This is a genomic window from Acinetobacter sp. YH12021, assembly GCF_013420145.1.
GTDB lineage: Bacteria > Pseudomonadota > Gammaproteobacteria > Pseudomonadales > Moraxellaceae > Acinetobacter > Acinetobacter towneri.
In genome coordinates this window covers 52,062-77,125 of sequence record NZ_VOYT01000007.1, presented here as the reverse complement: position 1 = coordinate 77,125, position 25,064 = coordinate 52,062, and the positions used below count along the sequence as shown (strand labels likewise).

24 protein-coding genes are annotated in these 25,064 nt (G+C 41.5%); 12 read left to right on the top strand and 12 right to left on the bottom strand.

The window, feature by feature from the left end; translation table 11 throughout:
• The first annotated feature begins 48 nt into the window (after positions 1-48).
• Together tolB and pal are read left to right on the top strand one after the other, a co-directional pair.
• Positions 49-1,332 carry a Tol-Pal system beta propeller repeat protein TolB gene (gene tolB / locus FTT91_RS07805; RefSeq protein WP_026438303.1) on the top strand — a complete coding sequence of 428 codons (1,284 nt, stop codon included), beginning with the start codon at positions 49-51 and terminating at the stop codon, positions 1,330-1,332.
• A 70-nt stretch (positions 1,333-1,402) separates the two neighbouring features.
• Positions 1,403-1,972 carry a peptidoglycan-associated lipoprotein Pal gene (pal, locus tag FTT91_RS07800; RefSeq protein ID WP_004971799.1) on the top strand — a complete coding sequence of 190 codons (570 nt, stop codon included), beginning with the start codon at positions 1,403-1,405 and terminating at the stop codon, positions 1,970-1,972.
• Between the two features lie 156 nt (positions 1,973-2,128).
• Here the strand turns inward: pal and FTT91_RS07795 are convergent, their stop codons facing one another.
• On the bottom strand, positions 2,129-2,314 hold the full coding sequence (locus FTT91_RS07795) for an NF038105 family protein (RefSeq protein ID WP_004971800.1): 186 nt from the start codon (positions 2,312-2,314) through the stop codon (positions 2,129-2,131).
• A 177-nt stretch (positions 2,315-2,491) separates the two neighbouring features.
• Between FTT91_RS07795 and FTT91_RS07790 the strand changes: the two genes are divergently transcribed.
• The 5 genes from FTT91_RS07790 (at position 2,492) to FTT91_RS07770 (ending at position 5,772) form a co-directional block, all read left to right on the top strand.
• Positions 2,492-3,466 carry a class 1 fructose-bisphosphatase gene (locus FTT91_RS07790; RefSeq protein ID WP_004971801.1) on the top strand — a complete coding sequence of 325 codons (975 nt, stop codon included), beginning with the start codon at positions 2,492-2,494 and terminating at the stop codon, positions 3,464-3,466.
• A gap of 50 nt (positions 3,467-3,516) precedes the next feature.
• Positions 3,517-4,293, top strand: a complete 777-nt coding sequence (locus tag FTT91_RS07785; protein ID WP_180169227.1) for an RNA methyltransferase — start codon at positions 3,517-3,519, stop codon at positions 4,291-4,293.
• A gap of 156 nt (positions 4,294-4,449) precedes the next feature.
• The gene (locus tag FTT91_RS07780; protein WP_004971803.1) at positions 4,450-5,064 is read left to right on the top strand and encodes an RNA polymerase sigma factor; all 615 of its coding nucleotides are present in this window, start codon (positions 4,450-4,452) and stop codon (positions 5,062-5,064) included.
• Positions 5,061-5,381, top strand: coding sequence for a hypothetical protein (locus tag FTT91_RS07775; RefSeq protein WP_004971804.1), 321 nt, complete (start codon positions 5,061-5,063; stop codon positions 5,379-5,381). The genes FTT91_RS07780 and FTT91_RS07775 overlap by 4 nt, the downstream gene beginning before the upstream one ends.
• Positions 5,371-5,772, top strand: a complete 402-nt coding sequence (locus FTT91_RS07770; protein ID WP_004971806.1) for a DUF3106 domain-containing protein — start codon at positions 5,371-5,373, stop codon at positions 5,770-5,772. The genes FTT91_RS07775 and FTT91_RS07770 overlap by 11 nt, the downstream gene beginning before the upstream one ends.
• Before the next feature lie 100 nt (positions 5,773-5,872).
• Here the strand turns inward: FTT91_RS07770 and FTT91_RS07765 are convergent, their stop codons facing one another.
• The 4 genes from FTT91_RS07765 to cxpE form a co-directional block, all read right to left on the bottom strand.
• Complete coding sequence (locus FTT91_RS07765) at positions 5,873-8,287, bottom strand: CSLREA domain-containing protein (RefSeq protein WP_242439119.1); 2,415 nt, start codon at positions 8,285-8,287, stop codon at positions 5,873-5,875.
• Between the two features lie 57 nt (positions 8,288-8,344).
• Positions 8,345-10,162 (bottom strand): rhombotarget A, encoded by a 1,818-nt coding sequence (gene rbtA, locus FTT91_RS07760; protein WP_180169226.1) that lies wholly within the window; start codon positions 10,160-10,162, stop codon positions 8,345-8,347.
• Between the two features lie 122 nt (positions 10,163-10,284).
• Positions 10,285-10,989: a DnaA regulatory inactivator Hda gene (gene hda / locus FTT91_RS07755; RefSeq protein ID WP_004971812.1), complete on the bottom strand. Its 705-nt coding sequence runs from the start codon at positions 10,987-10,989 to the stop codon at positions 10,285-10,287.
• Between the two features lie 14 nt (positions 10,990-11,003).
• A complete protein-coding gene (cxpE, locus tag FTT91_RS07750; protein ID WP_178865699.1) occupies positions 11,004-12,224 on the bottom strand; it encodes a chloramphenicol efflux transporter CxpE in 1,221 nt (406 codons plus the stop codon).
• 134 nt (positions 12,225-12,358) lie between these two features.
• Here cxpE and purM point away from each other — a divergent pair, with 134 nt between their 5' ends.
• A complete protein-coding gene (purM, locus tag FTT91_RS07745; protein WP_180169225.1) occupies positions 12,359-13,429 on the top strand; it encodes a phosphoribosylformylglycinamidine cyclo-ligase in 1,071 nt (356 codons plus the stop codon).
• Between the two features lie 10 nt (positions 13,430-13,439).
• Positions 13,440-14,069, top strand: coding sequence for a phosphoribosylglycinamide formyltransferase (purN, locus tag FTT91_RS07740; RefSeq protein ID WP_104853305.1), 630 nt, complete (start codon positions 13,440-13,442; stop codon positions 14,067-14,069).
• 89 nt (positions 14,070-14,158) lie between these two features.
• Here purN and FTT91_RS07735 read toward each other — a convergent pair whose 3' ends face one another.
• Both FTT91_RS07735 and sppA read right to left on the bottom strand, forming a co-directional pair.
• Positions 14,159-14,977, bottom strand: coding sequence for an alpha/beta fold hydrolase (locus FTT91_RS07735; protein WP_180169224.1), 819 nt, complete (start codon positions 14,975-14,977; stop codon positions 14,159-14,161).
• A complete protein-coding gene (sppA, locus tag FTT91_RS07730; protein ID WP_180169223.1) occupies positions 14,974-15,996 on the bottom strand; it encodes a signal peptide peptidase SppA in 1,023 nt (340 codons plus the stop codon). Before sppA ends, FTT91_RS07735 begins: the two co-directional genes overlap by 4 nt.
• Before the next feature lie 127 nt (positions 15,997-16,123).
• Here sppA and FTT91_RS07725 point away from each other — a divergent pair, with 127 nt between their 5' ends.
• The gene (locus tag FTT91_RS07725) at positions 16,124-17,113 is read left to right on the top strand and encodes a lysophospholipid acyltransferase family protein (protein ID WP_004971822.1); all 990 of its coding nucleotides are present in this window, start codon (positions 16,124-16,126) and stop codon (positions 17,111-17,113) included.
• Here FTT91_RS07725 and FTT91_RS07720 read toward each other — a convergent pair.
• From FTT91_RS07720 to FTT91_RS07710, 3 genes are all read right to left on the bottom strand, one after another.
• Positions 17,070-19,505 carry a DNA internalization-related competence protein ComEC/Rec2 gene (locus FTT91_RS07720; protein WP_180169222.1) on the bottom strand — a complete coding sequence of 812 codons (2,436 nt, stop codon included), beginning with the start codon at positions 19,503-19,505 and terminating at the stop codon, positions 17,070-17,072. The two genes, FTT91_RS07725 and FTT91_RS07720, sit on opposite strands and share 44 nt — an antisense overlap.
• 133 nt (positions 19,506-19,638) lie before the next feature.
• Positions 19,639-20,322 (bottom strand): lipoprotein-releasing ABC transporter ATP-binding protein LolD, encoded by a 684-nt coding sequence (gene lolD, locus FTT91_RS07715; RefSeq protein ID WP_167845882.1) that lies wholly within the window; start codon positions 20,320-20,322, stop codon positions 19,639-19,641.
• Positions 20,315-21,550, bottom strand: a complete 1,236-nt coding sequence (locus FTT91_RS07710) for a lipoprotein-releasing ABC transporter permease subunit (RefSeq protein ID WP_104853304.1) — start codon at positions 21,548-21,550, stop codon at positions 20,315-20,317. The genes lolD and FTT91_RS07710 overlap by 8 nt, the downstream gene beginning before the upstream one ends.
• Positions 21,551-21,575: 25 nt before the next feature.
• Between FTT91_RS07710 and FTT91_RS07705 the strand changes: the two genes are divergently transcribed.
• Positions 21,576-22,139 (top strand): PilZ domain-containing protein, encoded by a 564-nt coding sequence (locus FTT91_RS07705; protein WP_004971830.1) that lies wholly within the window; start codon positions 21,576-21,578, stop codon positions 22,137-22,139.
• Positions 22,140-22,215: 76 nt separating this feature from the next.
• On the opposite strand, the gene FTT91_RS07700 is transcribed toward FTT91_RS07705, so the two are convergent.
• On the bottom strand, positions 22,216-23,127 hold the full coding sequence (locus FTT91_RS07700) for a DMT family transporter (RefSeq protein WP_104853213.1): 912 nt from the start codon (positions 23,125-23,127) through the stop codon (positions 22,216-22,218).
• A 12-nt stretch (positions 23,128-23,139) separates the two neighbouring features.
• Positions 23,140-23,607, bottom strand: a complete 468-nt coding sequence (locus FTT91_RS07695) for a YaiI/YqxD family protein (RefSeq protein ID WP_004971836.1) — start codon at positions 23,605-23,607, stop codon at positions 23,140-23,142.
• Between the two features lie 239 nt (positions 23,608-23,846).
• Between FTT91_RS07695 and FTT91_RS07690 the strand changes: the two genes are divergently transcribed.
• Positions 23,847-24,779: a hypothetical protein gene (locus FTT91_RS07690; protein ID WP_019837949.1), complete on the top strand. Its 933-nt coding sequence runs from the start codon at positions 23,847-23,849 to the stop codon at positions 24,777-24,779.
• Positions 24,780-25,064 lie beyond the last annotated feature (285 nt).

The following is a 25,064-nucleotide window of genomic DNA, read 5'->3' as shown; positions in this document are numbered from 1 at the left end:
CACAATTACATCCAAAAAAGTTATGTTGATTTGAGAAAATAGCGAATGATGGAAACAACGCGTAAACACCTACTTTGTCTTGCTATTTTAACTGCGCTTAGCCCAGTTTTAAGCACACAATCTTTTGCACAACTGCATTTAGAAATTGCCAAAGCACCAGAAGAAGCACCTAAAATTGCGATTGTGCCGTTTGGCAATGATCAAAGTATTTATCCTATTGTAGAAAACGATTTAAACCGTTCAGGCAAATTCACCAGTTCATCTAAAAACCTTGCTGCAACTGCAAGCATGAACAATCCAAATGCAGCTGCATGGCAAGCCGCAGGTGTACCTTATGTGGTGACGGGAAATGTCAAAGCCACTGCAGAAGGCGGTTATGAAGTTCATTACCAACTTTATGATGTGCAAAAACAGCAATACTTATTGAATGAATTATTAAGCGTGCCTGCGTCACGCGTACGTTCTGCTGCACACATGATCAGTGATGCCATTTATGAAGCACTCACGGGCATTAAGGGTGACTTTAGCGGACGCATTGCTTATGTACTGCGCAACCCTGCAACACCTGAACAACGCTATACCCTGCAAATTGCCGATACTGATGGTGAACAACCTAAAACCATTTTGACTTCGCGTGATCCAATTTTATCGCCTGCATGGACACCAGATGCCAAAAAAATTGCCTATGTGTCGTTTGAAACCAAACGTCCTGCTATTTATGTGCAAGATTTGGCTACAGGTCAGCGTGAAAAATTAGCCAGTTTCCGTGGTTTAAATGGTGCACCTAGCTTCTCACCAGATGGGCAAAGTATGTTGTTTACCGCATCCATGCATGGCAATCCAGAAATTTATCAAATGAATTTAAGCACCCGTGAACTGCGACGCATGACCAATGACAGTGCGATTGATACCGAAGCACGTTATGCGCCAGATGGTAAATCATTTATTTACACTTCAGATCGTGGTGGTTCCGCACAAATTTATCGTTATGACTTTGCCACAGGCAGCAGCAAACGCCTAACCTTCCGCGGTGCATTTAACGCACGTGGTACGCTCAGTGCCGATGGTCGTAAACTGGCATTGGTGCATCGCCCAAGTGGCAGTAATTACAAAGTCGCAATTCAAGACATCAACACCAATATCACCAATATTTTAACCCCAACCAGTTTGGATGAGTCGCCAAGCTTCTCACCAAATGGGCAAATGGTGGTGTATGCAACGCGCGAAGGCGCACGTGGCTTATTGTCAATTATGTCTTTAGACGGTCGCTTCCGCATGAACTTACCTAGTGAACAAGGTGAAGTGCGTGAACCTGCGTGGGCACCAAAATAATGAGTACCCGCAAGGTAAACACTTTTCAGTTCTGTTTTAAAACCAAAAATCAAGCTTCATGGAGATGAGGATGAACGCAGTTAAATTATTGGTACTCCCTGTTTTGGCATCGGCTTTAGTGATGACAGGTTGTGCAAACCGCAAACCAACGACTGACTCACAAGCAGGTCAAACACCAAGTGGTGCAACTACAGTCAACACCCAAGGTTTGAGTGAAGATGCAGCTTTAAATGCACAAAACCTTGCAGGTGCATCTGCCAAAGGAGTAACCGAAGCCAACAAAGCTTTCTTGGCAAAGCGCGTGGTGCATTTTGACTACGACAGCAGCGAATTATCTAATGATGATTACCAGACCCTACAAGCACATGCACAGTTTCTAATGGCGAATGCCAACTCTAAAGTAGCGCTTACAGGTCATACCGATGAACGCGGTACACGCGAATACAACATGGCTTTAGGCGAGCGTCGTGCCAAAGCGGTTGAGAGCTTCTTAATCACCAGCGGCGTTAACGCAGGTCAGCTTGAAGCAGTGAGCTATGGTAAAGAAATGCCAGTCAACCCTGGACATGATGAAAATGCATGGAAAGAAAACCGTCGCGTAGAAATTAACTACGAAGCTGTTCCACCATTATTGAAATAATAATTTGCTGTTTGGGAAAAACTCGTTTAGAACGTGTTTCCCCAATACGAAAAAAGCGCTCTTTATTACAAGGGCGCTTTTTTATGACATAAAAAACTGGGCAAACGAATATTTTAAAAACTAACAGATAAGTGCAGAAATACAGCTTTGCTTCAGTTATTCCGACTCGGCATCAGCTTTTGCAGTTTGCATAGATTCAATCAAATCATGCTTGTTAAACTTTTTATATTCAGGTTTAGACTCGTAATCTTTCCAAGCGGCTTTCATCTTGTCCTCAGAAATATCGTCTAAACTAATCCCTTCGCTTGGCGTTGGAGTCGCATCAAACTTTAACGTTGTCATATCTGTGCTCCTATCTCAAATTAAATCCTTCACATCAACATAGCACTTTCTGCAGGACTTGCAAGGGTAAAATCACAGCAAATAGTCGAGTTTAATTTTTCTTTTAACGCGTTCTCATCTAAACTATTGCAGCATATTGTTATCCTCATTTTTGCAGTCATTCGGAGTTTTCCAGTCATGTCATACCGCACCCTTTCCCAATTTCTACAACAACAAACTGGAAATTTAACACCCGAACTTGCTCAAGTGATTGAAACTATAGCCAATACTTGTAAAACAATTGACCAAACATTACAAAAAGGTGCATTGGCGGGCGTATTAGGCAGTGCACAAAATGAAAACGTACAAGGCGAAGAACAAAAGAAATTAGATGTTATTTCAAATGATTATTTAATTGAAGCGTTACAAAAACATCCTAATGTGGGTGGTTTGGCGTCGGAAGAATTAGACGAATTCACTCCTGCTCAGGAAAATGGTCAATATTTAGTGTTATTTGACCCACTGGATGGTTCAAGCAACATCGACATCAATATGTGTGTGGGTACCATTTTCTCAATTTTACCTGCAAAAAATGCCGTGACCCAAGCTGCAGACTTTATGCAAGCAGGTACACAACAAGTTGCTGCAGGTTATGTCCTGTATGGCCCATCTACCATGATGGCGCTCACTGTTGGTGCAGGCGTGGTATTCTTTACCTTTGACCCAGAAAGCCAAGAGTTTTTGGTGACTGCAGACAACATTCAAGTTGCTGCCGATACAAAAGAATACGCGATCAATGCTTCAAACCAACGCCATTGGGAAGCACCTGTAAAACGCTATATTGATGAACTTTTGGCTGGTAAAACTGGGCCACGCGAAAAAGACTTTAACATGCGTTGGGTTGCATGTATGGTGGGCGATATTCACCGTATCCTTTGCCGTAGCGGGGTTTTCATGTATCCATACGACTTAAAAGACCCGAAAAAAGCAGGTCGTTTACGTTTAATGTATGAAGCCAATCCAATGAGTATGCTCATGGAACAAGCAGGCGGTGCGGCAACCACAGGTCGTGTGCGTATTTTAGACATCCAACCCACAGACCTACATCAACGTGTGCCTGTCATCATTGGCTCAAAAAATGAAGTCGATTTGGTCAGCAGCTACCATCAATAATTTTTAACAACAGCAGTCGGCCATTCGCTGACTGCTGTGGATTTTATCGCATGCCTACGATTTTTTTAGAATCAAAAGATAACCCGAAAATTAAACACTTACGTGGTTTAATTGAACAAAATAACTATCGCAAAAAACAGGGACAAACGGTACTTGAAGGTACACATTTGTGTCTGGCGTGGTTACATGAAAATAAAAAAATCAATTCGATTTTTACCACCGAACATGCACTAAGCCATCCTGACTATGAGCGTATTTTGGCTAAATACACAGGCGTGGTCTTTGTCATTGGCGAATCTTTATATAAAGATTTAAGCACTTTAGGCACTTCCCTTGCCTGTTTAGCCATTGTCGACGTGCCAAGTTCAAGCCAAGCTTTAGACTTTAAAGCAGACACACTGATTTTAGAAAATGTGCAAGATCCGGGTAATGTCGGCACCTTATTGCGCTCTGCAGCAGCAGCAGGTATTGAACAAATTATTTGTACCAAAGGTTCTGCCTCACTTTGGTCGCCACGGGTGTTACGTGCAGGCATGGGCGCACACTTTAGCTTGCATACCTTTGAAAATATTGAACTCGAAGATGTCTTAGCACAATTTCATATTCCTGTATATGTGACCAGTTCACACCATGCAGAAAGTCTCTATTCCAAAAATCTGCGTAAGGCTTGCGTCTGGATTCTAGGCAATGAAGGTCAAGGTGTGTCCGATTATGCCTTACAGCATGCAGAAGCGGTAAGTATTCCACAACCAGGTGGACAGGAATCTTTGAATGTGGCAATTGCAGGCTCAATCTGTTTCTTTGAAATGGTACGCCAACGTCTGTAAATGGTTAATTTATTTTAAAAAGACTAGCCCTGCAAAAAAAATAGATTAGACTGAAAATAATAACTTGCAATGTCAACCAAACCATTGTTTTTAGCGTTATAAAAATATGATGTTAAAAATAATGGTGGGTATCCAATGACAGGATTTTCCATCTCTATGGATTTAAACCCGAAGTCGTCACACTCGGAAAATTTGAGTGCTCTTAAGAGTACGGCTGAGCAACGTCTGAAGAATTTCATGCAAGACGTAACGGGGCGTGCCTTAGTGATGATGGAAAGTGCAACGCAAGGACAGCACGGCATTGCTATGGATTTAGTGCAAGAAGCCTTTATTTCCTTGCATAAATCTTATGCTGACAAAGCCACAGAGGAATGGTATCCCCTGTTTTACACCATTTTAAATAACAAATTACAAGATTGGCGTCGTAAAGAAGCTCGCCGCGCTCAACCGTTTTCATGGTTCAAAAAAATCAGTTTAGATGATGACGATGTTGAACAACTTGATATTGTCGATGAGCAAGCACTCAATCCTGCAGAGTTTTTAGATCAAGCTGTGACTGTAGAAGAAATTCAGGCAGCAATTGCGGGGCTTCCTGTGCGGCAACAACAAGCTTTTATGTTACGTGCTTGGGAAGGTTTTGATACGCAAACCACCGCACAAATTATGAACTGCACTGAAGGCAGTGTAAAAACGCATTATCACCGTGCTATTCAAGCTTTACGCAACAGTTTGGCACATATGAATCCGTATCTGGGAGGATCATCAGAATGAAACAAGATGATTTCTTAAAACAAGTGACATCTAAACTTGATGGATTGGCTCGCCACCATCAAGACAAAGCCGCGGTCATGAATCATGTCTTGGACAATATTCAAGACAAGAAAACATCGCGCTATGGGCTTTGGAAAATGTCAGGTTTTGCATTGGCTGCGGCAATTGCAGGTTTTGTGGTCTTGCCAAATTCAATGGAAATGACCACACAGCCGCAGAATCAAGCTGTATCTGTTCCTAAACTTTCTCCACAAATGGTGGAAGATTTAGAAATGTTAATGGTGTTGGGTGAGGACAAAGTTCCACATGGCAGCTAAACGAATTGTGATTGCGTGTTGTGCGCTCAGTTTTTTACAAACCAGTTTTGCAGGGTTTGAGCGTTTTTGGATTTTCTCCAAAGATGCAGATACGCAAATTTCAGAAACCTGGGAAACTCTTTCTGAAGAAGAACAATTGGCCTTAATTAAGCGCTATCAAAACTTAAAAGAAATTCCTGCAGAAAAAAGCGTAGCTTTACAGCAGCGGATGGATTGGTTTACTCAACTGCCTGATAGCGAAAAACAAAAAATGCGTGAAACTTGGCAAAAAATGAGCACGCAAGAACGTCGTGAATTAGGACAACGCTTGCAACAAGCAACACCTGAACAACGACCTTTAATTCGTCAGGAATACATTCTTAAATATCAGCAGCCTGCAATGAGTCACTAATTTTATCTGTTCATGGATAATAGAAAGTACTTGAAGTCACCAATAACAAAAGCCTCATCGTGTAAAACAGATGAGGCTTTTGCAATAAAGAGTCGGTAGATTACGATTTTCTTGGACGTTGACGATAGAACGCCAATCCGATTAAACCAAACATACCCCAGAAACCTAAGCTTCCCCCGCCACCACCACTGGCTTCATAATTGGTATTTTTCGCTGTATTTTCTAAAGTAATGGTCGCTTCAGGCGATAATTCCAGTTCATGATCGAAAATCGTGTATTTCAGCTCATAATCAAATGGGCTAAAGCTATTTCGTACTTGAACCTGAATATTGCCACCATAACAAATTTCACGTGCATAATCCCCAGGACAAGGTGCTTGACGATCTGCCGTAAGTACCACACCTGAAGGTACTTGTGTAAAACGAATTGCCAGTTCTTGTCCTGTACTATCTTTATAGAATGCAGGCTTATTGGTATTTTCTTTCAAAGTGCTGATAGAACCATCGCCTGCATCGCTATCATTCAGCAATGGATTAAAACTCACTTTGAGGTCTGTACCATATTCAAGTCGTACACGATCATCTTTTGCAATTGGGGCAATATTGCTAAATTTACCTTCAAGTAAGCCCGAAGAATGCAAATTACTGTCCAATTTTGAGGTAATGGTGTATTTACAATACGCTGAATCGGTTGCTTCTGTGACTTTATCATTCAGTCGATACATCACAATCCGTTGCAACTGTGCATCCCATTCACATTTGAATAGTGGATCTTGGGTCAATTTATCGGTACTAAATGTGGTACCTGAACCCGAAATTGCACCAATCCCCAATACTTCAGTGCTAATGCTAAAGTTGTCAGAATTAAGCTGTCTTAACTGAACAAATTTCCCATCTGCAGTTGGTTCATCTTGCTTTAATGCCATCGCAAATGGATCAACATAAATGGCACGATATTGCTGCTTAGCTTTGGTATTCGCCAACAAATCCTGCATCGTTTTCAAATCAGTACGCGATTGAGAAACGACCGAAGATGCAGCATCTTTACTTTGATCTATCGCAGACTGAATACGGTCAATTTGTTGCTGATAATTGGCAAATAAACTTTCATAAGAGACATTACGCAAGCTTTGAATATCGGCTGCATTTAAGCGCATCACTTCTACAGAGCCAATTTCACAGGTATTTTTTGCATCAGGATTTAAAGTTAAAGTTGCATTACTCACCCGCGCTAAACCACGTTGTTCATAATCACTACACCCCATGCTGTTTACATCAATCAAATCTTTCGCAGGGTCTGAACCAAGTTTTGGATAATACAACGGCAGGAATAAATTATAAGCAGATGGTTCTTGCAAGGGCTGCAATACTTGATCAAAGCTAAGCCCTGTCAAATCCAAATTTTTAGCACCATCATAAGAACTATTTGCTGTTTCAGGCAAATCACACTCGCCTTGCTCTGTCGCTGATCCCATTGCGAATAAGGCATTGCGAATTGTGTTGATGTTGCGCGCCTGCTCTAAGCTCGCAGGGAATGCATAACGACAAGATTTACCTTGGTTAAAGGCCAACATATTAAAAGAGAGGACAATACGTGGATAATTGTCATAAAACAAAGTACTCAATGCTTTATTTTCAACAATGGTATTACTTTGCAAATACACCTGTGACAAAGTGCTAAGCGGATGATTTTCTGCATTACTTAAGTTAAAGATATGACCTTTGCTGGTATCAGCTTGGTTTTGTGCAATCGTACTGGCAGTCAACGCAAGATCTGGTTGGCCGCAAAGATCAAAAGTACTAAGACTATTTGCAGCACCATTTTTCACAATACTGCTGCGGTCAATTTTCACCATAGAGCGTGTATTGACCAAGTTGGCACTACAATCCATTGCCAACACACTACCTACTTTGGCTTGGTTCGCATGGATATAAGCATTTTCTAAATTGACTTGACGCTCCGCTTGATGAGCAACAACGTAAATTGCACCACCTTGTTCTGCATGCGAATTTTGAATTTCGACATTGTTCGCAGCTAATGGGCCTGCCACAAATAATGCACCACCCTTGCCTGCATCTGCAGGGTTTGCATTAGCACCACCATGGGCATTCCCATTTTTTAGAATGACATCGTATAGCGCCACGCTGGCTTGGGTATCTGAAGTATTGATAATGCGGCTATTGCCATGTGCATTAATAGTGGTTTTTAACGGTGCAATTGAAGGATAACGATGTGTAATTGGATCTACTTGGTTATAGTCGACCGCTGTCGCCCCATAAATACGCACCATAGATTGCGGGCGTAATTCTGAGTTTAAGATATATTCCCCAGCCTGCAACTGAATCATATCGGTTGCACCACGGTTGGTATTGCCTGCGCTACATCCACCGAACGCAATATTCTGCTTGGCCGCAACTAACGCTTCACGTAATGAACATTTGCTTAAGTCTTCACCATTTTGATCTTCAAAGGTCGTGACCTGAATCACACGATTATCTGCTGCCATAAGCGACATAGCAGACAGCACCATTATCCCTAATAGTGTTTTTTTATTATTTTTCATATTCATCCTTTATGCTTTTCTACGGCGTAAACCCAACAAGCCCAATAAAGCCAATAATCCGTAAGCGCTCCATGCACCGCCAGAAACTTTTATTTTATCGCTTTCCATACGATTTTCATGTTCTTGAATAACTTGGACTTTCACTTCCATATAAGGTGTTGTGCTGTTAAAACGTGTGGTACTGGTGACTAATTTAATTTTAAAAACATCTGCACCATGCCAAGCAGAATCTGGGGTATATACCAAATTCCCCAACTCATCTACGGTCAATTTTCCTTTAGAACGTGTATCGAGTTGCTCAATTTGCACACAACCTGCTTGCCATGCTTGGCCTGTCGGATTGTTTGGATAGACTTGATCACAAAATTCTTTAGGCACCAAATCACTATCACCCAACAAATCACTCACCGACATTTTAGCAATTTGACCCGCCAAAATATCTTGACCTATAAGCCCCATAGTTTCAGGAACCATCACCTCTATTGCACCACGGTCACATAAGGTAATATCTGACTGACGGTTTTTACCGCGCTGATCTGAAGCAGCACAACCGACTACCGTATTATCCCCCAGTTGTAATTGCCCCTGATTCAACACCACAGAATCTTTCAGGCTGTTATAATTGAGCAATACGCGTGGGCGCATAAAGCCCAAGAATGAGTTTTCAGGAACTTGATATGGACAAAAGAGTGCCGTTTTATCTTGACTGAGGGTTTGGCATGCACCTTCAAGCAGATTACCTGCAAGCACCGAATTTGCAGTCCATAGCGTATTTGGATAGTTGCTATCGCCTGCTCCACAGCCTGCGCCGACTAAATTATTTTGCAATCTTGTTGCATCTGAACCTGCTTGCACACAGTTTGCTGCAGTATTCACACTCACAGGATGTGGATTACCCAAAATCACACTATTGGCAATATAGGCTTTACCCAAAGGTGCGTTGAGATACACACCACGGCTGTTACCAATCAAGCTAATGTTATTGACACCAATATCATCCAGCACATTCATGACATAGCCTTCATTTGCAGTAAAAGTACTGCTCACGATCATATTCCCCATACTAGGAAAGGCTTTGATTTCTTCATCTGCCAAACTTGCTGCAGAATAGAGATTGGCTGAAGCAACTGATATGGTTTTGTTGCCTTTAAATACTGAAGTTGTAATCACAAAGCGTGGGAATTGCGTATAAATGACGCCACCTTCCTGCGCTTGGTTAGCTTCAAGCAAGCTATTTTTGATCTCAATAAAACCTGCAGGGATCTTCTCGTCAGTCATTTGTGCGAGGTTATAAATTGCCCCACCTTGATTGGCTACACCCTGACTCAGTTTCACATAGTCTAAAATTAAATGTTCATTATTATAAATCAGACCACCTTGTTGCTGACGACAGCGTTCCTCACCGCAGCCCTGTAAAGTTAATTCTTTTAAAGAAACTTTTAAGAAACGATCCTTGCTATCTTCAATGTGGAAAATTCGCTCATTGCCGCGCATCTGAATCGTGGCATTATTCAAACCTGGGGCAGTTTTATCATTCAGACTACTGTCATAGGTGGTTTTAATTTCAAGGTTTTCTGTAATTTTAAGTTGAGTATCAATTTGATAGACGGCTTTCTTTTCTAATAAAATCACACTTGAGGCATTTTTGCCGCCACAGCCCAAATAGCCTTCTTCGGGCATGCCTAAATTAATATACTCAATGGCTTCACGCAAAGAACATTGTTGATCATCTGCTTTGGTGTCAGCAGTGGTGGTGACAATGATATTACTACTATATGCATGACCTGCGATAAACAGCATACCAATGCCGATGCTCTGCTTGAGCATAAGCGTACTCCTTGTAATTTTCTTTGTTTTTTTTCTTCTTTAGTTGCAAATTCCCTGCAACTTCGAATTATTTTCCGAATAATTTGGCATAGCTTGCGCAAATTCTCAAGTAATTTTAATTTTTACCGATATTCGTCAATTAAAGCATAAATCTGACGCAGGTTTGCTCCACTTAATTTCGTTTTCTCTCCTTTAAGTAATTGCACCAACTGTTCAAGGCTTTGCAGCAAAATCGAGGTCTGCTGTGGGCCATGTAACAACAAATAATCAATAATTTGTGGGTCGATGATAATCCCGCGACGCTCTAACACGGAACTCACTAAAGCTTGTCGGTCTGCATACAAACTGCCTGAAGGCACTTTAACACTCACTGCCTGCGTCAAACGTGATTGCAAATCGGGCAATTCAAGCTTTAATTCAATCGGTGCAAAACGTGATGAAAACACCAACTGACCACCAACCTCATTGCTGTAATTGATTAAGTGAAACACCGCACGTTGCCAATGTGGTACACCACTAATCGCTTCAATATCGTCTAAAGCAACCAAATCATAACGGTCTAAAGAGGTAATTGCTTCTGTTGGGGCATCCAATAATTCAAGTAAGGATACTTTAATAGCTGATTTGCCAATTTCTAAATAGGAATCGCAAATTGCAGACAATAAATGACTTTTGCCTGTGCCCGCACCACCATAGACATAAAAGCGATTGACCAATCCTGCATGAAGCTGTCGAACTGCATCAATCACATGCCCCCAACCCGGACCAGAAAAATCACTGATCCGTGCATCTAATTGAGGCTCGATATCTAACTGCAGTTGACGCATAGAATTGTAATCACCTAGGAGTTTTGCTGATCTGAGGGCTTTATCTTACTTGATTTTTCAGTCTGTTGCAGTGAATTTGCTGACTGAGGATCAAGCTCAATATCAATATGAACTTGTGCTGTATCAATGCTGATGTCACCCGATGCACCATCTTCCGACACCACCACAGGTTGCCCATACAAATAACTTTTTTCGTAAAAATCACGTAAATGACGCAGTAAAACCACAATCACTGCTGCTACTGGTAAAGCAATCAACATCCCCATGAATCCAGCCAGTTGTGCACCTGCTAAAACAGCAAACACCACCGCGACTGGCGAAAGCCCGATTTTATCACCCAATAAAAACGGTTGTAGAATATAGCCTTCCACCGCCTGTCCAATCATAAAGACCACAAGGACTAAAACCAATTGCATCCAGTCAATGCCAAATTGCAGGAAAGTGGCAATAATGGCTGCAACAATGCCTACAGCGAAACCTAAATACGGAATAATACTGGCAAGTCCCGCTACCATCCCAATAATCAAGCCGACTTCTAAACCAATCAGTTGTAGCCCTGTAGCATAAACGACGCCCAACAAGATCATCACCAAAAACTGACCTTTAACGAAAGCGCCTAACACACTGTGACATTCTTGTACCACAGCCAACGTGCTTTGCTCATAAGGACGCGGAATTAAGCGGCGCAGGCTGTCGAGCATACGCTGCCAGTCGAGCAAGAAATAGAAAGCAATAATCGGAATCAGCACCACGGTGCCGCCAATTTGAATAAAATTCAGACCAGACTGTGCAACACGCAATAACATGGCTTGAATACTATCGGCGCTATAATTGGTTTGCACATAATCCATGACGATGCTGCTCATGTGCGAGGTATCAATTTCCATTTCTTCAATATTGAAAGTGGATGATACCCACGGCAAGAAGGTCGAATTGATCCAGTTAATACCGACAGGAATACTGTCACGCGCAATCATCAACTGCTTCCAAACCAAAGGAATGATGTACCAAACTGCCAAAGTCAGCGCGATGCCAATCCCAATAAAAACCAAACTGATAGATAGCCAACGTGGTAAACCGACTTTGCAAAATTTTTCAACCAATGGGCTAAATAAATAAGCCATGAAAAATGCAACAACAAAAGGAATGACAACTGGTTTTAATAAGTACAGCACCCAAAGGAGCAGAACTATCCCAGACAGGATAAAAATGCGACGCAAGGTACGATCGACCATAGAAATTCGCCTTTTTTCAGTTTATTCGTTATAGAAGTTAAAATATTTGAATAAAGATAGCATTTTAGCGCATAAATAACATAAGAGTTTCGTATATTCAGGTATAATCGCCCCGCGAATGCGGAGACTTCATTATGAGCAACTCAACTTCTAACCCAACCACTGGTTTAAGCTATAAAGATGCTGGTGTCGATATTGAAGCGGGCGACGCGTTAGTCGATCGTATCAAATCTGTCGCTAAGCGCACGACTCGTCCTGAAGTGATGGGTGGATTAGGCGGCTTTGGCGCACTTTGTAAAATTCCGAAAGGTTATGAAGAACCTGTGCTCGTATCTGGCACAGATGGTGTAGGAACTAAATTACGTTTAGCGTTGAACCTAAACCGCCATGACACAATTGGTCAAGATTTGGTGGCAATGTGTGTAAATGACTTGCTGGTGTGCGGTGCTGAACCTTTATTCTTCTTAGACTACTATGCAACAGGTCACTTAAATGTAGACGTTGCAGCCAATGTTGTTACAGGAATTGGTAAAGGCTGTGAGCTTGCAGGCTGTGCGCTTGTAGGTGGTGAAACTGCTGAAATGCCAGGCATGTATGAAGGTGAAGATTACGATCTTGCAGGCTTCTGTGTGGGCGTGGTTGAGCAAAGCAAAATTATTGATGGCTCTAAAGTAAAAGCTGGTGACGTTCTGATTGGTGTCGCTTCTTCAGGTGCACACTCAAACGGTTACTCTTTACTTCGTAAAATTTTAGACGTAAAAAATGTTGATTTAACTCAACTGGTTGATGGTCGTCCACTGGCTGACGTTGCCATGGAACCAACACGCATTTATGTCAAATCAATGCTTGAACTGTGCAAACAAGTTGATGTGAATGCTATGGCGCACATTACGGGTGGCGGTTTACCAGGTAACTTACCACGTGTATTGCCAAATGGTGCGCAAGCAGTGATTGACGAATCATCTTGGGAATGGCCAGAACTGTTCAAATTGTTACAACGTGAAGGCGGTGTAGAACAGTTTGAAATGTATCGCACCTTTAACTGTGGTGTAGGTATGGTTGTTGTTGTAGATGCCAACGATGCAGACAAAACAGTTGAGCTTCTCAACAGCCTTGGCGAAAAAGCTTGGGTGATGGGTCGTATTCAAGACAACGCCGAATCCGTTGAAGGCGCAGATGAAAAAATTCGCGTAATTTTTGCGTGATTTGACTCAGATGATCAAAATAGCTGTCCTCGTTTCAGGCAGCGGAAGTAACTTACAAGCCCTGATAGATGCCAATCTTTCAGGGCAAATTGTTGGGGTTATTTCCAATAAGCCTGATGCCTATGCTTTACAACGCGCTCAACAAGCAGGGATTCAAACTGCAGTGATTGAGCACAAACAATATCCGAGTCGTGAATTATTTGATGATGTCATGCATCAACAATTACTTGCATGGGATGTTGATTTGGTGGTGCTTGCGGGCTTTATGCGTATTTTAAGTGCCAAATTTGTGCATGCTTGGGAAGGTAAAATGCTCAACATTCATCCTTCACTCTTGCCGCATTATAAAGGCATGCACACCCATCAACGTGTACTCAATACAGGCGATACTTTACATGGTTGTACCGTGCATTATGTCACTGCTGAATTAGATGCAGGTCAAGCACTGGCACAAGGTGTGTTGCAAGTAAACATCCACGATGATGCCGAAAGCTTGGCGAACCGTGTGCATGTGTTGGAGCATTTGATTTATCCGCAAGTGGTTGAATGGATTTGTAACGGAACCATTCAGCACACTGCGCAAGGTGTGATGTATCGCCAACAACTGATACAACAACCTGTGCAGTTTTGCAATTTTTAAATATTCTTTAAGTATGTAGCTTTTGATATATACGAAAAAACGCCTGTTGATCAGGCGTTTTTTATGGTTCGTATTTGGTTCAGACTGAATTAAACAGAAGCAGCTTTACTCTGCTGTGCTTGAATCAAATCTTTAATCAACTGCACCGTCGCTTCAGGTTTTTCTAAAGGGAACATATGTCCACCTTCAACCACCTGATAAGCAATGTTGAATTTCTTGGCGGTAATTTGTGGGAAACCTGCTTTTAAGAACGGCCCTTTTTTTGCAATCACCAATTCTGTCGGCACTTGCAGTTTTGCTTGCGGTAACCACCACAGTGATGGATTGGTTCTAAAAATATTGACCTCGTCCATTTTTGGAATGGTCAATTGCACCCCGCCTCGTACATGGTCATCAGTCAAAGCATGCTCGATATAAGCCTGAAAACAGCCGGCATCAAAATCTTGATAAAAACCTTTCGGACGCAATAAGTCTGCTGCTTGCTCACGACTTTCCCAATGATCACGACGGCGCAAAGACAAAGATGCAGGCGACAGTTGATCTACTGCTTTAAGCTTAAACATTTTGGCAAAATGTAAAAACACCGATGCTTTACCCATAATTAAAGGTGGATCAAGCATGATCACTTGTTCAAATAATTCAGGGCGTTGTAAAGAGGCTTGAAACGACAACACTGCACCTAAAGAATGCCCCAACGCAATCACTTTACGTCCCTGAGCTTGACGTACAACACTGTCAATCACTTGTTGGGTTAAGCTTTGCCAATGATTATCAATCGGATAACGCTTATCTGGCCCCAACAAAGGGACGTAAATCACATCGTAATCATCTTTAAGTAAATCAAACAGTTTTTGATAAACCTTCGATGGCACGCCATTGGCATGCGCAAAATGAATCAGTGGTTTCATTGTAATTTCACGTTTTGCTCAGTCTGAATATGTTGAGATAAAGAAGTGGCAAAGCCCTCTCCCACTGCTGCACCCATACGCCCCAACACAGAGTCTAAAGGACTGTGTTCAATGGTATAGTTCACTGTTTTATCTAGGTTTAAATCACGCTTCAGGCTATTTAAACTGCCAATCTTATCGGCAATGCCTAAAGTCACGGCTTGCTCACCTGTCCAGAACAGACCTGAGAAAATCGCAGGATCTTGTGATTTCAGTTTCGCGCCGCGTCCATCTTTCACTGCTTGAATAAAGTGGCCATGCACATTATCTAATACGGCTTGCACATGTTTTTTCTGTTCAGGATCAACAGGTTGTGTCATCGACAATAAGGCTTTATTTTCACCTGAGGTCATAGTACGATCTTCCACACCCATCTTCTGCATTAAACCGCTCAGCCCATAATTTGGCATAATCACACCAATTGAACCCACCAAACTTGATGGATTGACAATAATTTCATCTGCAGCGGAAGCAATGTAATACGCACCTGAAGCGCCAGTATCGCCAATCACGGCATAGAGTTTTTTCCCTTGATGCTGTTTTTTCAGATATTGAATTTCTTGCCAGATTTCATCTGACTGCACAGGTGAACCACCCGGAGAATTAATATTTAGCACCACCGCCCTACTGTTGCTGTTTTCATAGGCTTTTTTCAGTGACTTGATGGTGTCATTGCTGTTCACACTTTGCTTATCAGATGCAATTGTGCCAACAATATCCACCACCGCGATATGTGGACTCGCTGCCGATGGATTCGTGGTCGTGGTACTGCACCCTTTGCCCATTATCACCAACAGTAAAAATATATAAGCAAAAGTTAAAAACTTAAAGAAAATCCCCCAACGACGTGCACGACGTTGTTCTTCAACTGAAGCTAAAACAGCTTTTTCTAATAGTTTCCACTCATTGCCTATGGGCTGCTGTGCTTGTGGAGATATTTGTTGTGATTCATTTTGTGGTTTTGGTGGCCAATCGGACATGAAACAATCCAAAAAATAGTAAATTTGCTCCATTATATACACGGAATTGGCAAAAACTGTCTAAAGCCTGTATTTTCTCCTATAATATTTTACATCTTTATCCTTTCTATCAATTGATGCTGTCGTTATGACCGAACCTGCACCGACAACGGCTTTATCGCGCCTGCTTGATTTTGTAAGTCGACAACCTTTAACAGTTGCGCGTTTTTTTGCAAAATCTTTGGCTTTTTTGGTCAATACACTGCGTTTGAGTAAAACCTCTCAAACTATTCAACTCAATCTACAAATTGCGCTTCCTGAGCTGAACTCACAACAACGCGAACAGATTACCCAGCAAGCAATTCGTAACGAACTGACCTCTTATTTTGAGTTTTTTCATATTTGGGGATCAAGCAATCAAAAAAATATTCAAAGAATCCATCAGGTACATGGTTTAGAACTATTACAAGATGCACTGGCTGCACAAAAGGGTTTGGTCTTAATTGTGCCGCATTTTGGCACTTGGGAAATTATGAATGCGTGGATCGCTCAATATACGCAAATGACCATCATGTATAAACCTGTCAAAAACCCTGCGGCAGATGATTTTGTGCGCCAAGCACGTAGCCGTGAACAGGCACATTTAGTCCCAACAGATGAATCTGGGGTACGTCAAATTTTTAAAGCACTCAAACAAGGCGGAACCACTGTCATTTTGCCAGACCATACCCCAAATATAGGTGGTGAGATGATTCCTTTTTTTGGTATTCCGTTGGAATCGAGTAATTTAAGCGCCAAATTGATTCAGAAAACTAAAGCAAAAGCTTTGTTCTTATATGCGTTAAGAAATGCAGATCAAGGCTTTGATATGTATATCGAAGCGATAGATGAGCACATTTATCAGTGTGATGCCAATGCAGGGACAGCTATTATTCACCGTGCAATTGAAGATTTGATCCGTCGTTATCCTACACATTATCACTGGAGTTATAAACGCTATAAAGCCCATCCAGATTTACGCGGGGTCTATCATAAACCTGTGCAAGAAGCCTTGGCAGATGTGCAGGCTGTACGTGCCCAGACACAGAACCAAACTAACGCTGCAACCACAATTTCTGCTGCCGATACGGCTGTATAAGCATACGCTGTTGTGCATCTACAGAAAAACGTACGCTGCCTTGTTGTATGGTGTTCATGAACGGAATATTGAGCGCAGCCAAGCGTTGCTGAACTAAAGAACTAGGATGTCCATAACGATTATCAAAACCTGCAGATGCCACGGCCAATTTGGGTTTAAAATGTGCTAAAAAATCATAGGCAGAACTGTGCTTACTCCCATGATGACCCAAAATTAACACATCTACTTTTAAATCAGGATATTCCTGCAACAATTGATATTCAGTTGCCCAACCTGCATCGCCCATCACTAAAAAATGCTGATATGGCTGTGCGGATGGCACTGAAATATACAACACACATGACAACTCATTTTGTTGCTGTGCGGCATAAGGTAATTGACTCGGTTTAGGAGATAAAACTTGTATCTGTACCTGATGTGGTAAAGACCACTGTTGCCCTTGCTGACACAAATTAAACTTGCTATTTACTGCCACATCTACGGTCTGATTGGCAAAGACATGTTGAATATTGACTTCATTTTGCAAATGAGGAAATGCACCACTATGGTCTTGGTCTAAATGACTTAAAACCACCAAGTCCAGTTGTTTAATACCATGCACCGCTAAAAATGGACGTAAAATTTGCTGTCCAATACTAAACTTACTTTCATCATAAGAACCGCCCACATCAATCATCATGTTGTAATGACCTGAACGTAAAAATAAAGCTTGTCCCTGCCCCACATCGAGTACTGTTAATTCAAATGGTTGTCGTTGGCTATCGACTATAATCAGTGGAACAAAACATAAGATTGCCCAAGTTTTAGGCAATACCGATTGTGGTAAAAATAGCAGAAATAAGCCTAAACATAGACAGACATACACCGCTGCAGACATCGACAAAGTATGTAACCGTGGTACAAAAACGGTTTCCATCCCCCTAAAAATCAAGCGCAACAAAGCCATAGCTAGATCATTCAATTGAAACAGTATTGACGCCAAGGGTTCAAAAATAAAAAAGCAAATTCCTGCCAAAACATCTAAAGGCACGATCAGCATACCAATCAATGGAATTGCGATGATATTAATAAGCGGTGCAATCCACGCCACTTGTTTAAAAAACACAATCACTAAAGGAAATAAGGCAATAAAAATTTTCCATTGCGACTCGATTAGAATTTTGCTGGCATGTTTCAGTTGCTGCCAACGATTCAGCTCTATACGTGGTTGCGCACTCAAGCTCTGATAAATACGCAGTAGAATAAAACAGGCCCCGTAAGACAGCCAAAAAGCAGCAGACAGTACACTTAAAGGATCAAACCATAATAATAAGGCAGCACTATAAATCAGCAAGGCAAAGCCTTGAAGCTTCTGCTTCAGCACTAACATTACTGTCACTAGACTGCACATCAGCAAGGTTCTTAATGCAGGAATTTCAAAACCGACAAAGGCGGTGTACAGCAATACACAACTTAAAAATGGCAACATGAGCAAGTATTGTTTAGGCATCCACAAATACCAATGCGGACGGTAATACCTAATCAGCTGACGTAATGCCCAACATAGCATGCCTGCAAAAATCAGCACATGTGGCCCTGAAATAGCCAATAAGTGGCTAATTCCAAAACGCTGAAACTGTGCTTCAGTTTCTGCATCTAATAGGCTTTTATCTCCTGTGAGTAATGCAAGAATTAAACCTTGATGATGCAAAGGTTGCTGCTGAATAAACAGTCGAATTTGATAACGCTGCTGTTCAATCCATAATCGAAATTTTGCCCATAGCGTCTGTTGGGCACGCCAATGTTGTGTAAACCCCATGGCATAAATTTGTTCAGCCGAGATAGGCTGAATCTGCTCAACCCGAAAACCACTCATAATATTTTGCTGTAAATACCACCGCTCTACATCAAATGCACCTGCTGTGGCATAACTATGCGCAGGGCGAATTTTTCCACTTAATTTGTAATAGTGTCCAAGTTCTAAATTTTGCTCTTGATCTACCTGAGTTTGTGCTAAAGTTGCTAACCATGTCACTGTTTGAGGATGTCGGTTTAACACCTCAACCCTTTGTGAAATGCTGTTGTCATTTAGCTGATTTAACTGTCTGACATAAACCACGACTTCAGCAAATTCAGGTTGTAGTTCACGCCATTGCAAACGCTGCTGCATCTGCGTATCCGCATAGATCAAACCAAGAACAAAACTCAAAACACCTGCTACGCCTACATTCAAACATTTCCAATAGATTGAAGATAAGCGAGCTTGCAACAAATACTGCACGATGGCACAGCATAGAATCAGTAAAACCATTGCGCTGGGCATGGCAGTCAGTGTATGTATTGAAAAAGAAGAAGAGCGTATTCCGACACAGGCGATCCCAATCACCCAAGCTAGTCCCATCAATTGCAGCATGAATATTAAACTTATTATTTTTATTGGCATGCATCATAAAGCCCACCGAAGTGGGCTTCAACAAAACAATCTTATTCCAGCAATTACTGTTTTAAACGCAATCGCTTTTGAGTGGCTTTACGAACTATGCCCCTTAAGCATCTACCCAAACACCATCTTGCATGTGCAAAATGGTATCGGCAGATTTTGCCAACTCTTCATCATGAGTCACAATCAACATCGCCATATTAAACTCTCTGCGTAATTCACGCAGCAATTCAAAAATTTTAACTGCAGTTTTGCGGTCTAAATTTCCAGTGGGTTCATCGGCAAGCATGAGTGCGGGTTTTGTTACTAATGCACGTGCCAACGCAACACGCTGACGCTCCCCTCCAGAAAGCTCACCCGGTTTGTGGGTTAAACGATGCGATAAACCGACTCGCTCAAGCAGATACTCTGCCTGTGCCTTCACCTCTTTGTAATTTGTGCCTGCACGTAACATTAACGGCATTGCCACATTTTCAAGCGCACTAAACTCAGGCAATAAATGGTGAAACTGATAAACAAAACCGAGGTATCGATTACGCAAATAGCCGCGTTCAGCTTCGCCTAAATTGTCAAAACGCTGCCCATGTAAAAATACTTCGCCTGTGCTTGGACGGTCTAAACCACCCAACACATGCAATAAGGTACTTTTGCCCGAACCACTCGCTCCGACAATCGACACAAACTGCCCTTGCTGAACTTGTAAATCTAGACCACGAATCACTTCAACAGTGGTTTTGCCATCGGTAAAGTGTTTAGAAACTTGCTTGGCTTCCAGAACAATCTTACTCATAACGCAATGCCTCTGCTGGTTGAATTTTCGCGGCACGTAACGCAGGGTAAATCGTCGCCAAGAAACTTAAAATTAACGACAAGCTCACAATCACCACCACATCTTGCCATCTTAAATATGAAGGTAAGTAGTTGATAAAGTAAGCATCAAATAAATTTAGCCCTAATACATTATTCAACCATGCAATAAAACCACTGATACTAGACGCGAAAATAATCCCCAAGATTGCACCTGAAACCGTACCAATAACCCCAATGACCGTACCTTGCACCATAAAAATTTTGGTAATCGTGCTTGGTGATGCACCCAAAGTTCTTAAAATCGCAATATCCGATTTTTTATCGGTCACAACCATCACCAAAGAAGACACGATATTAAATGCAGCCACCAAAACAATTAGGAATAACAATAGGCTCACCATCGCCTTTTCCATTTGAATGGCGCTAAACAAGTTACCGTGAGTATAAGTCCAGTCCGAAGCGTAAAAGTTGGCAGGTAGCTCTTGCACAATATCTCGAGATACTTGTGGTGCAGCAAAAATATCATCCAGTTTTAAACGTACACCTTGCGCACCATCGGGTAAACGCAGCAAAGTCGAAGCATCATTCAGGGCGATATATCCCATCATCGAATCGACTTCTGCACCAATACTAAAAATACCAACCACTTTGAAGCGTTTAAAACGCGGTACAACCCCTGCAGGGGATGGCGTTGCTTCAGGTAAAACCAAGGTGATGCTGTCGTTTAAACCCAAACCCAAGGCATCAGTCATTTGTTTGCCCAAAACAATACCGAACTCACCCTTTTTCAGATTGTCGATACTGCCTGCAACCATGTGGTTTTGAATGATGGATACTTTCTTTTCGTATTCGGGTTCAATTCCCGTGACCATAATGCCCGACACTTGCCCTTGTGCGGTCAACATGCCTTGCAATTGCGTAAATGGTGCAGCACCAACAACATGCTTATGTTGCTCAACTTTCGTTGCAAGTTCTGGCCAATTTGTTAAAATTTGTGTTGATGAAACAGTGGCTTGAGGTATCATGCCCAAGACACGATTTTTTAATTCACGATCAAAACCATTCATCACCGAAAGTACGGTAATGAGGACGGCAACACCCAAAGTTAGACCGATCATCGAAACTAAGGCAATAAAAGAAATAAAGTGGTTACTGCGCCGAGCGCGCGTATATCTCAACCCTATATATAGCGAGATTGGTTTAAACATACCATCAAGTCCGAGGTAATACATTATGGAAAATTTACAGCATCAAAGCGTCGCGTCTGAACGTCGTGTCATGTCACGAATTGATGCTGCCCTGAGAATCAATTACCAGATCATTTCTGACGATGTTGCGCTGAACGACCCTTACGATGCTAATTTTGTTTTACCGCGTTATTTTCTACTACTCGCAGAATTAGATCAATTTGATCATGCATTAAACTACGAATTAGAACAATTAACTGAAAAAGATCAACAAATTGCTCGAATCTTATCCTTATTCAACCAAAAATTAAACCTTATTACAGGGTCTTTATACGATGCAATTGTACAAAGCATGTTACCTATCCCTGAACAGGTCAATTTTTCAGAAAGTGGTTTCAGTTTTTATAGTGAACGTGAATTAAACACGGGCAGTTATATTCATGTCACGCTCAGCCATCCTGAAAACTTTTTCCATATAGCCGCAACCGCGCAAGTGGTTTACAGCCGTGAAGAAGAAAATGGACAATATCGTACTGGGGCGTATTTTATTACTCTACACCCTCAAGATCGCGTCAAACTTGCAGAAGCCGTTGCTTTAAAACAAGCATAATCTAAGAAATAAAATAAATCATTTCTGCATGTTCGCGTATATAAAATCACGAGGATAACGCCATCTTTGCATATCGTTAGGATGGTGTTTTGATTTTCTGAGCCAATGCCCGACTTGCTTTAAGATCACGATAAAAATACAGCACTAAGCCTGACAATAAAACCAAAGCGCCCACAAATACCATGACCGATAAAGCTTCTTGATTGAGTAAAGCACCAATCAACAAAGCAATCATTGGCGTCATGACGGTGGTTAAAGATAAGGTGGTCGCCTGAATATTCTGCACCAATTTAAAATAACAGAACATTGCAATCAAAGAAGCCATGATCACGGTATAAAGTAAAGCTGCGATAGATTTAAGACTCGGCAAACTAGTCGGTACATATTGCCAAATAAACGGCACAATACATAAAGCCGCAATGGTTGATACCAAAATCGAGCCAGTTGCCTGTGCTACAGGTTCAACTTGCGCATTAACTTTTTTCACCCAGAAAATAGACATGGTGTAGGTCAATACACTAAACAGCATTAAAACAATACCCAGAGGATGCACATGCTGTGTTTCGCCGCCAAAGCAGATGATGCCAAGCCCTAAAATGGACACTGTCATTCCGATCCATTGAATACGTGCCAAATGCAACTGAAACACAAAACGACCAATCAAACCTGCTATGATGGGGGTCAGACCAAACATCAGGGCGATAATGCCTGAGCTTAAATAAGCGGTGGCAATGTAGGTGAAAATTTGTGAACCGATCAGACTAAACGAACCTGCCAAATAACTATGCCACGCTTGTAGATGATGTGGAAATTTCACTTTTAACAGCAGCAATAAAATAATAGCTAAGGGCAAAGCAATGAAAAAACGTAGCACCAAAGCCCAAAGCATGTGTAAATCTGACACACTCCAGACAATTGCCAAAGGCGTTGTTGCCCAAATGAAAACCAATAAGGCATAGGTCATCATAATATTGGTTTTAGAAGGCATGCGTGACTCGTATTAAGCAGTTTTACGTTTTTGCTTTTGGATGGTTTGATCTAGACTACTTGAAAACTCACGTTTATCACGTTCTGAAATAGGTGCTGGCCCACCTGTTTGTACGCCTGCACCACGCAAAGTATCCATAAAATCACGCAAATGCAGACGCGCTTTCACATTGGCAACAGTATAAATTTCACCACGTGGATGAATCGCTATTCCGCCCTTTTCAATCACTTGTGCCGCTAGTGGAATATCCTGCGTGATCACAATGTCGTGTTCCTTCATGCGATCTACAATTTCCTGATCAGCAGCATCGGCACCATGCATCACTTGAATAGAGTTAATCCGTACCGAAGGCGTAATCCCGACCGATTGATTGGCAACAAAAGTGACTTCAAGTTGGTAACGATCTGAAGCACGTAAAATGACTTCTCTTAGAATTTTAGGTAATGCATCTGCATCAACCCAAAGTTTAAATGGCAGCACTGTGCAACCCTGATAATAATATGCGACTAGTGTATCAAACTCATTACATTGCAGTATGTTTAAAATGCTCAGAATTGCATGCTAAAGTGTAGATGGATGTGATTTTGTTTCTGCTGCATCGCTGTCCACAATCTGTACAAATGCAGTGGCATTACATGAAATTTCAGCCAAAGACTTGAAAAATCGAAATAACCCTCGATCTAAGAGTAAAGAAAAGAACCCAACATCTCAAAGTGCTTATGAACAATCAAAATAGACCAGAAATCATCCGCATTGAAGATCAGAACTTCGGCAGCCATGTTGAACATTGGAATTTACTCACGGATGAACCCTGCACCGAAGTTCCAAAATGGTTAGGACTGGCTCTAGATGCACCAATTATGCCAATGGGTTTATGCCGCCAAGAAGCAGAAATGGATCAAAGCACATGGCTGATTCAAGGCCCAAGCAAAGAGGCAATTCAATTGACACAAGTGATTGCGGTTGAAAATAACAAACCACAAGCTGTAAAAACGGCTTTCCCTTGCTTTGAAAGTCCTTACAAAGTTGAAGCTAAAATTGAACGTATCATTAGCTGCAAATCTAACACTCAAGCGGTGCTTCGACTCAATTTAGGCAACAACAGTATTGTCTATGCTTTTGACAGTTTATACAGCGTCAACCATCAACAATACCAAAAAGATCAAACCTACTGGGTGCATTTAAACGCATGGGCGTATGAACTTGAAGCTGTTGCTGAAGGCGAACAATTGGTGGTCGATGATCCTGCGTCAATTAAACACCATCGTGCGCTGAATGATATTTTAGCAGCCAATGATGGTGTTGCACCTGCCAATCTGCAAGAACAAATTGACGCATGGCAACCTAAGTCCGAAGATGACAAAGCACCTGTAACGGTGGATTTTTCTAAAATGGTCGCATATTTATATGGCGAAAATATCGGTCAGGAAGATGAAGCTTGGTTTCAGGGCAATGTTGTTGGTAAAACCAGTTTTGAATTCATGAATCAAGCCTATACTGTTTATGATGTCACTCTAATTCATGATGAAAATCAGCCTGCGATTTTAATTCGTCTTGCAACTAAAAATCCTGCGCACCAAAACTTTGAAATTGGACAATACATTCGTGGCAATATTTGGATTCAAGCCAATATTCACAATATAAAACAGTAGTTTATTAAAAATAAACCTCAAAGTAGCTGTCTAAATAATAAATTCATATTCATCATCCCCCCATCCTCTCCTTCTCCTCAGGGAGAAGGAACTTTCAATACTTATTTCACTGATGGCTTATAATCAATTTTTGATTGTTAAAAGCGTGCTATTGATAGTATGAATATATTGATGCTTATTTAAGCATTTTAAATTCAAAAAAACGCAGTTATCCACAGCTTTAAATTTATTATAAATTCAAAATCAACCATATTTTAAATCGAATATGTGGATAAGTTATTTTAA